Here is an 8412-nt window from a genome sequence, read left to right on the forward strand (position 1 = left end):
TTTTCTCAACGGCGAAATAGTAATGTCTCAACAAATATTAGGTCAAACCTCAACAGACATCTTTGGCTCAGCAGCGACTCGCGGTTCCTCTTCAGGCTGTTGCCCTACTGCATCTCGGAGAGTAATCAGTCGGGCACCTCGATTGCGAGTGAAATAATTCCACCCCCACTGAATCATCACAATCAGCTTGCTATCAAACTCGATTAAAAAGTAGATGTGAGCCACCACCCACACAAACCAGGCAATGATTCCAGAAAAGCGGATGAACCCTAAGTCAACGACCGCCGCATTTTGCCCAATCACTGCCAAACTGCCCACCTCAAAATAAGAGAAAGCGGGCATCACTTTTTCTTTCAAGCGCTTTTGGATCAGTTTTGCAACATATTTACCCTGCTGCATGGCTACCGGAGCGACCCCTGGTAAAGGCTTTTCAGTTTGGTGAGCAAAGTGCGCCAGATCGCCAATCACAAGAATATTGGGATGGTTTGGCACACTCAAATCGGGTTCGACGATGACGCGCCCCGATCGGTCAAGACTTGCCCCGGCTCGCTTTGCCAACACTTCGCCCATCGCAGATGCTTTCACCCCAGCCGCCCAGAGAATCGTTCGAGATGGAATCTGCTCGACTCCGGTTTCTCGCTCGATCGTGACGATATGATCGGCAATGTTGGTGACTTTGGTTTTGGTTTGCACCGTCACGCCGCGCGCGGTCAGCGTTTCTTCTGCTTTTGCTGACAGGTCAGGCGAGTAGGGAGGCAGCACTCGATCGAGTCCTTCAATCAGCAAAATTCGAGCTTCGGTGGTGTCAATGCTGCGGAAGTCTTCTCTGAGCGTCTTGTATGCCAGTTCAGCGATCGCACCCGCCAATTCGACACCCGTCGGACCACCTCCCACAATCACAAACGTCAACCAGGCTTTACGCTTTTCGGGGTCCGGTTCCTTTTCGGCAGCTTCAAACGCTAGAAAGATGCGACGACGCATTTCTAGGGCATCTTCGACGGTTTTTAAGCCCGGTGCGCTGTCTTTCCAATGCTCGTTGCCGAAATAGTGATGGCTGACTCCCGTTGCCACAATCAGGGTGTCGTAGGGCAATTCTTGCTCTCGCAGCGTCACAACTTGGCGATCGGCATCGATATCTGCGACCTCCTCCATCAGCACGCTCGTATTTTTGCTGTGGCTGAGAATCGATCGCAATGGCGAGGAAATATCGGCGGGAGAGAGCGTTCCGGTTGCGACCTGGTAGAGAAGCGGCTGAAACAGATGAAAATTGCGTTTGTCAACGAGCGTGACCTCTACAGGAGCGTGGCGCAAGGCTTTTGCGGCGTAGAGTCCACCAAATCCGCCGCCAATGATCACGACCCGATGCTTCGGTGGCTGTTCAGTTGAGTTATCCATTAGGTGTCTATGAAAGATTCTGAGCTTAGTAAGGAATGGATCGAGAATTGAGCAGAAACCGATCGAAAGGAGCCATCGCCTAACCATACTTACTTTTACCAGTTTAATCAGCCTTGTCAGGGATCTGAGTAGCTCTCGTTACGGGGATCAAACAATTTTTTAGAAAATCTCGATCGTCAGACTTAATCAATCATTTTTTGACTTACTAATGTCGGAAGAATAATGATAGACAACGTGCCAGAGCAGGATAGTGTCTATTTCTAGCGATTTCTACGGAGAGATTTGATACGGTTCTAGAAAGATTTAAAAGAATCTTTTGCGGCTCAAATTGATCAATCCTTTACCTAGAAAAAGTCATGCAAAAATACGGCACTCATCAAGAGGCTCCAACCAGTGCTTGGATCATTCAAGTCTGGGCTTCCTTCGTGCTTTCAGCCTCAGCAACCACACTTGGCATCCTCAATCTTCCTGCAAATGACTGGGTTAAAGGCTATATGGGAATGGGAGTTTTGTTCTCGGTCGGTTCGACGTTTAGTTTGGCGAAAACGAGCCGCGATGTTTATGAGTCAAAGCGCTTAGTGTCAAGAGTTGATGAAGCCAAACTCGAAAAAATGCTGACCGAGCACGATCCTTTTAATAAGTAATGTCAGGAATTGGATGCAGAGACGTGAAGTAAACGATCGCGTCCGATTCCAATGATTGACTAGAATGATTTGTGAGCATCCCGTGAATTTTTACCTGTGCCGTCTCCCCGCATGACTCAGCCGCCCCTTCCGCCCCGCAGATCGCAGACCCTCTTGGGGAGCCTTACCCAAGCGGTGCAAACGCTGACCAAAATCAACTTCTCAAAGCTGCGGCTCAAGCCCAATGCGCGAGTGCCAGAGCTTTTGCTGCAAGAAGCAGATGCACCCACAGCAGACAAATTTCCACTGTTGGGCGATCGTTATCTCTTGGGGCGCAGTTCTAAATCCTGCGACATCGTGGTGCGAAATTCGGTCGTGAGTCAGGTGCATCTGTCGCTACATCGGCAGCGACGGCACAAGATTTTAGGGCTGTTGGGGCGAACTCGATTTGAGCTAAGAGACGAAAACTCGACTAACGGCGTTTATCGCGGCAAGCGCAGACTCAAATCGACTACGCTCTATGATGGCGATGTGCTGTCGCTCGGTCCGCCAGAGCTAGCGGCGGCGGTTCGGCTGCAATATGTTGATCCCCGTCCCTGGTATGTGCAGGCGATTCGATATGGGCTATTTGGAATCGGTGGTGTAACTGCGCTGGCGGTGCTGGCGATCGGGTTTGAGTGGCAACGATTTACGGTCTATCCGCTTCCGATATCGGTTCAAGGTCCGGTTGTGGTGTTTTCGAGAGAAGGACAAACCCTTCGCACTCCTCGCACCCAAACTCACGCTGAACTGCCTCAGCTTAGAGACTTCTCACCCTACTTGCCGAGAGCAATTATGGCATCTGAAGACTCTCGCTACTATTGGCATCTCGGCGTAGACCCGATCGGAACCCTCCGCGCCCTGGTCGCCAACATTCGGGGCGGCGAGATTCGTGAGGGAGGCAGCACGGTTACTCAGCAGCTTGCCCGAAATCTGCTGAGCGAATATGTCGGTCGTCAAGATTCGGCAGGTCGCAAGATTCGAGAAGCGATCGTGGCTCTAAAACTCGAAACCGTCTATAGCAAAGAATTTTTGCTGCGAACCTACCTGAATCGAGTCTATTTAGGCAGCGGCATCTATGGCTTTGAAGACGCGGCGCAGTTCTATTTTGCAAAATCTGCTAAGGAACTGAGCCTCTCAGAAGCCGCCACTCTAGTCGGCATTTTGCCTGCACCCAACAGCTTTAACCCAGTGCGGAACTATAAAGCCGCGATCGAATATCGCGATCGCGTGATTAGCCGCATGGCAGAGCAAGGTTCAGTCTCTCAAGAAGAGGCTCAACGCGCTCGACGATCGCGAATTGACATCAGCCCCAAAGCGCGCCAAGAACTGCAAAGCACGATCGCTCCTTACTACTACAGTCAGGTTTTCAACGAGTTAGAAGATTTGCTGGGCAACCAACTTGCTCAAGAAGGCAACTTCATTGTGCAAACCGGACTTGATACTCAGATGCAAACCAAAGCCGAAACGAGTCTGCGAAGCGCGATCGCGAATAACGGAGCCAGTGCCGGATATTCTCAGGGATCGCTGGTGACGATCGATGCAAAAACAGGTGAGATTCGCTCAATGGTCGGGGGCTATGACTATCAAGAAAGTGAATTTAATCGCGTCACTCAGGCACATCGCCAACCCGGTTCGACCTTCAAGATTTTCGCCTATACGGCGGCGATCGCTCAAGGCATTTCACCCAGCACTGCCTATTCGTGTGCCCCGCTAAACTGGAGCGGACAGTATTATGAGGGCTGTCATGGCGGCGACGGTAGCCTGGATATGTATAGCGGAGTGGCACGATCGGAAAATGTGATCGCGCTGAGAATCGCTCAAGAAGTCGGGTTAGGAAAGCTCGTCGAGACGGCTCAGAAAATGGGCATTCAGTCAAAGTTAAACCCAGTGCCGGGGCTGGTTCTAGGTCAAAGTGAAGTCACCCCTTTAGAGATGACGGGAGCCTTCTCGGTGCTGGCAAATCGCGGAATTCGCAATCGTCCCCACACCATCAGCCGCATTTTAGATAGTAATGACTGCCCCGATCGCAAAAATCTCAACACCTGTCGAGAGATCTATAACGCTCAAAAAGATGGGGATCAAAATCAAACGGTTCTTGAACCAGCCGTGGCAGACACGATGACGACTCTCCTTCAAGGGGTCGTGCAAAGCGGGACGGGAAGGAGTGCCGCATTGGGATTAGGAGAAGCCGGAAAAACGGGAACCACAAACGACAACGTTGATTTATGGTTTATTGGCTATGTGCCCAGTCAGTCGTTGGTGACGGGCGTTTGGTTAGGCAATGACAACAACGCTCCTACGGGCGGAAATAGCGGGCAAGCGGCTCAACTTTGGGGCGACTATATGAAACAAATTGTGCGCTAATAAACGGTCTTTCAGAAGCAACTTTCTCCAGCTTCAGCTAAGAAAATCACCCGAAAAGGTGACGTTTTTAGTTGAACTTCTTTTGCAAAAAATAGCTGATAGAGTAGTAACGAAAGATAGATTTAACACGGCGCTAAAAAATAAATTAATCGTTAGTGTATAGATAAAACGTATTGATAGATACCCTTAGAAAATACTCCTTTAACCTCTATCTTGAGATGGATTGTGGAAAATCTTTTCCAAATCTTTAATAAATGAAAGCATCAACCGATCGTCCTTTCTAGAAACCTGAAAATCTATGAATTCCTGGGTGCAGACATCGCGGCTAAACTCAGCTCAGTCGATGCGACAACTAGAGCGCACTTCTAAGCCTGCCGTTCCCTTCTTTAGACTGATTCCTCCTGAGCGAGTGGGTTTAGACGGAGAATATGACCATAGTGGATTAGTAAAACGGGTAGTGTTTGCTTTTGAAGAACACTTTGAAGCCAGTGAACTTGAGCAACTGCGAGTGTTGCAACGAGGTAGAGTCATCATTTTACTGGGTCGAATTTCTAACTGGCAACTGTTAGCTCGTTTAGTCAGCGTTGCATTAGAAGTTCATGGCGCATTGACGGTAGAAACCCACGGTTTGATGATTTTAGATGATATGAAAGTTGGCTAAACAATTTGACATTCAACACTGTAGGTTTCTAACAAATCGCAAGTCTCGTGATCAGTGATGTTAGTGTCGCTGAGTTCAAGGTTATAGAAGTCTACAGCATCGGTGTCAAAATAAGGTCCGGCGTGCCAGATATCTACGTTTAGCTTAATAAAGCAGTTGCCGGGGATGCGGAACGCTTTGAGGCTTTCTAAACTAGGACGATTGTCCACCCCGATCGCCACTGCCATCAGCCATTCTTCTCCCTCAAGCGAACCCAGACATTGGGTACAGTGTCGATGACGCGTGATGTGGTGAAACTTGCGACCTCGATCGTGCAGCCGCATGATATAAAACCGGGGAATGCCGTTTTGAATCTTTAATTGAGCATCCTGCTGATCAAAGACTTTGCCATCCTCTGATGCGCTGATCAGTTGACCATAACGTTGAAAGCTTTCAGAGGTAATCAGGTTTGCCTGAAGACAACACAGAGAATAAGGGTCTGTCATAAAAACCCGTCTCTAGAAAGACGTAGCCACAGCACATCCTTTGTAGCATTGTTGATGCTTTAAGTTACTAAAAGGATAAGTTTTATGGTTAGCGTTCGTTCAATTCTCAATCATTTTCGTCGGGTAGTTGTGTCTGTTTTGTTGATGGGTCTGCTGCTTTTTGCGATCGCTCCTGCGGCTCAAGCAGGCTCGCCTGGTGCACCTGATAGCCCTAGTGAAAAGCAAAAGACTCTCTATGAAGGCAAGCGCAATGTCGTAAACAGCCCAGGCGAACCTGCAAAAGCCAATCTATCGACGAATGCTAATACGTCAAGCGCATCGAGTCGCACCTCGGAGACCGTTAAGAACGATCATCAAGAGCGGGCTGAAACTGCGATCGACAAATTGGTCAACAAAGTAGAAGACACCTTCGACAGCTTTAAGAAACAGGGTTAACGCTGGACGGGGTGCTGACCATAGAACGGAAGCACCTCTGACCAATCGGGGCGATGTCCTTTTTCCCATTGCTGGTGAGCGAGTTTAAGCATCGTTGTGACTCGCTCACCCTGCTCGGCTTCTGCGTTGATTAGCTGATAGGGTGTGTTCCAGGTCGCGAGAATTTGCTGCCACGCCTCGTAGGTGAGTACAGCATCTGCAAAAAGAGCCGTCAACCCGACTGAAGAATTTTGATAAATGGCGGCGTATAGCTCTCCGCGCTGGGCTGGCATTTGAACAGCGATCGTGCCTTCACGCGCCGAGTGAGCAATCGCCGCCAAGCTCGACACCCCAAATAACGGAATCTGTAGCTGCTGCGCTAGAGTTCTCGCGGTTACAACTCCGATTCGCGTTCCGGTGAAGCCTCCCGGTCCGGTGGCGACAGCGATAAACGCCAAATCTGCCCAAGACTGTGGCTGCAAAAAATCGGATAGCAGTGGGTGAAGATGGGTTGAAAGATCGCGTCCTAATTGCCAAACTCGATGACGATCGTCGCCTGCAAAATCGTCGATCGCTAACCCTAAGTCAGGACTGCTCGTATGAATCGCGATTCCATAAGTTGATTGAATTGACAATGGAGTAGTTCGTGAGTAATTTGCCATCCATTGTCTCATTAAACTTCTTGCAAAAGTCCGAAGATGCCCTCATCCCCCAGGGCGAACGCATGAAAATTTTGGAGTTGTTGACTGGCATAGGATTCAAAAGTTGATAAGCAAAAATACTCAATTCTAGAAGCCTTACCTATTCAACCATTCAGTTTTCACGCGTTTGCCCTGCCTCATCCCCCAACCCAAGCTTGGGAGAAGGGGAGCCGGATTTCAAAGTCCCTCTCCCAAATTTGGGAGAGGGATTTAGCGATTATCGTAAATGTCAAGCGGAAAGGGCAACTTTTTCGGTTTCAGCCTCTGCGATAGGAGACACCCAAGCCTTACCCTGCTTGACGATTGCATTCAAAGTGGTGAGCAGCTTGTGCATATAAGCCACCAAGGCAACCTTCTTCTCTTTACCGCGCTGCAATAATCGACTATAAAACTCCTTCAGGACAGGATTGTAGCGAACCGCCACCATTGCCGACATAAACAACAACTGTCGGACGTTGGCACGCCCCCCCGAGACCCGACGCTTTCCTCTCATTTGCCCGCTGTCATCGTTAAAGGGAGCAACGCCCACTAAAGCAGCGATTTGCTTGTGGCTCAGCTTGCCCAACTCCGGTAAGGCAGAAACCAGCGTGGAAGCCATGACTTTTCCCACACCGGACACGCTCAGAACTAATTCTTGAGTGTGTCGCCACGCTTGACAGGCTTGAATTTGAGCTTCGATTTCGCCATCGAGTTCTTTTATCTGCTCCGTGAGCCATTCAATGTGACCTTCCACGTTCGCTTGCGCTTTTCCTCGTAATAGAGCCATGCGATTGCGCTCGGCGGTGAGAATGTCCACCAACTGACGACGACGGGTGACTAAATCATCGAGTTGCTGCTGGGCTTCACTCGCCAAAGGTCGCACAGCGGGGGTAATCTTGTCGCCAAACAACGCTAAAACTTGAGCATCGACTTTGTCCGTTTTTGCCTGTTGATTCATCGCCCGAGCAAAGTTACGTCCTTGACGGGCATTAATCACTCCCACAGGGTAGCCCGCTTGACTCAACCACAAAGCCGCTTCTCGTTCATAGCCTCCCGTCGATTCTGGGACGACTCGCTTGACGCTGTCGGGTTCGGGAAACTGCGACTGCACCGATAACAATCCAACGATGCTATTGGGAACGCGCCAGCACTTGCCCGTGGGACAAACATGAATATCCAGAAACCGTTTACACACATCAATGCCAATTGAATGGAGAGGGTCGCTCATCTAGATTGCTCTCAGTAGGATGAAGGGGATGACAGGAGTCTCAGAGGTTCCTCTACCTTGCGTCATACGGGATACTCAGACGGTCTCAGTTCCCTGCCGATAATTCGAGGTGGTTCTGAGTTTAAGCACTGTGGTGACCCTAGCTAAATCTCGATTTCAAGAATCTTAGGGGGGACGGTCTACCACTCTCTCAAGATACAAGGCAGGGTGGTTTCAAGTTAGCCAGCGAAAAACCTGATGGACTTGATTGGCTAGATGACGAATGCAATCTGGGAGAGTACGGCAACCCAAACGACGGGCAAGGGTAATCAGGAACGAATTGAAGATCGCCCAACTAATCGGGGCATACCCACCCCGTCGAGGCGGATCATCTTCGTGTAAGGTGACATCTTTGACCCAGTGCAACCCATTTTCAATTTGCCATCAATTCTAGGAATTCAGGGGCATCGAGGGTTAAGTTGCTCAAGTAGCACTGCGCCTCTTGAAACGGCTTGCTCGCCCGGATGCCCTGGCGGTTGAC

At 49.8% G+C, this 8412-nt stretch carries 9 protein-coding genes; 4 read left to right on the forward strand and 5 right to left on the reverse strand.

The window, feature by feature from the left end; all coding sequences use genetic code 11:
- Positions 1–42 precede the first annotated feature (42 nt).
- Positions 43–1395, reverse strand: coding sequence for an NAD(P)/FAD-dependent oxidoreductase (locus A8707_RS02370; protein WP_068814740.1), 1353 nt, complete (start codon positions 1393–1395; stop codon positions 43–45).
- A 356-nt stretch (positions 1396–1751) separates the two neighbouring features.
- Here A8707_RS02370 and A8707_RS02375 point away from each other — a divergent pair, with 356 nt between their 5' ends.
- The 3 genes from A8707_RS02375 (at position 1752) to A8707_RS02385 (ending at position 5085) form a co-directional block, all read left to right on the forward strand.
- Positions 1752–2039 (forward strand): YiaA/YiaB family inner membrane protein, encoded by a 288-nt coding sequence (locus tag A8707_RS02375; protein WP_068814741.1) that lies wholly within the window; start codon positions 1752–1754, stop codon positions 2037–2039.
- Between the two features lie 111 nt (positions 2040–2150).
- Positions 2151–4424, forward strand: coding sequence for a PBP1A family penicillin-binding protein (locus tag A8707_RS02380; protein ID WP_068814742.1), 2274 nt, complete (start codon positions 2151–2153; stop codon positions 4422–4424).
- A gap of 298 nt (positions 4425–4722) precedes the next feature.
- Positions 4723–5085 (forward strand): hypothetical protein, encoded by a 363-nt coding sequence (locus tag A8707_RS02385; RefSeq protein ID WP_068814744.1) that lies wholly within the window; start codon positions 4723–4725, stop codon positions 5083–5085.
- Here the strand turns inward: A8707_RS02385 and A8707_RS02390 are convergent.
- A complete protein-coding gene (locus A8707_RS02390; RefSeq protein ID WP_068814746.1) occupies positions 5082–5570 on the reverse strand; it encodes an ureidoglycolate lyase in 489 nt (162 codons plus the stop codon). The genes A8707_RS02385 and A8707_RS02390 overlap by 4 nt on opposite strands.
- Before the next feature lie 84 nt (positions 5571–5654).
- Here A8707_RS02390 and A8707_RS02395 point away from each other — a divergent pair, with 84 nt between their 5' ends.
- Complete coding sequence (locus A8707_RS02395; protein WP_068814748.1) at positions 5655–6005, forward strand: hypothetical protein; 351 nt, start codon at positions 5655–5657, stop codon at positions 6003–6005.
- Here A8707_RS02395 and tsaB read toward each other — a convergent pair.
- From tsaB to A8707_RS27815, 3 genes are all read right to left on the reverse strand, one after another.
- Entirely contained in the window at positions 6002–6646 is a 645-nt protein-coding gene (gene tsaB / locus A8707_RS02400; RefSeq protein WP_068814749.1) for a tRNA (adenosine(37)-N6)-threonylcarbamoyltransferase complex dimerization subunit type 1 TsaB, read from the reverse strand. The two genes, A8707_RS02395 and tsaB, sit on opposite strands and share 4 nt — an antisense overlap.
- Before the next feature lie 268 nt (positions 6647–6914).
- Positions 6915–7892, reverse strand: a complete 978-nt coding sequence (locus tag A8707_RS02405) for an IS110 family RNA-guided transposase (RefSeq protein WP_068814751.1) — start codon at positions 7890–7892, stop codon at positions 6915–6917.
- A 213-nt stretch (positions 7893–8105) separates the two neighbouring features.
- The gene (locus A8707_RS27815; protein WP_156518320.1) at positions 8106–8297 is read right to left on the reverse strand and encodes a hypothetical protein; all 192 of its coding nucleotides are present in this window, start codon (positions 8295–8297) and stop codon (positions 8106–8108) included.
- Positions 8298–8412: the final 115 nt, after the last annotated feature.

This window comes from Phormidesmis priestleyi BC1401 (assembly GCF_001650195.1).
GTDB classification, from domain to species: Bacteria; Cyanobacteriota; Cyanobacteriia; order Leptolyngbyales; family Leptolyngbyaceae; genus Phormidesmis_A; species Phormidesmis_A priestleyi_B.

What these genes read in the sequence shown, in the direction of transcription:
- A8707_RS02395 (WP_068814748.1), top strand. Translation starts at nt 5,655, where the DNA reads ATGGTTAGCGTTCGTTCAATTCTCAATCATTTTCGTCGGGTAGTTGTG.
- A8707_RS02375 (WP_068814741.1), top strand. Translation starts at nt 1,752, where the DNA reads ATGCAAAAATACGGCACTCATCAAGAGGCTCCAACCAGTGCTTGGATC.
- A8707_RS02380 (WP_068814742.1), top strand. Translation starts at nt 2,151, where the DNA reads ATGACTCAGCCGCCCCTTCCGCCCCGCAGATCGCAGACCCTCTTGGGG.
- A8707_RS02405 (WP_068814751.1), bottom strand. Translation starts at nt 7,892, where the DNA reads ATGAGCGACCCTCTCCATTCAATTGGCATTGATGTGTGTAAACGGTTT.
- A8707_RS02370 (WP_068814740.1), bottom strand. Translation starts at nt 1,395, where the DNA reads ATGGATAACTCAACTGAACAGCCACCGAAGCATCGGGTCGTGATCATT.
- A8707_RS02390 (WP_068814746.1), bottom strand. Translation starts at nt 5,570, where the DNA reads ATGACAGACCCTTATTCTCTGTGTTGTCTTCAGGCAAACCTGATTACC.
- A8707_RS02385 (WP_068814744.1), top strand. Translation starts at nt 4,723, where the DNA reads ATGAATTCCTGGGTGCAGACATCGCGGCTAAACTCAGCTCAGTCGATG.
- tsaB (WP_068814749.1), bottom strand. Translation starts at nt 6,646, where the DNA reads ATGGCAAATTACTCACGAACTACTCCATTGTCAATTCAATCAACTTAT.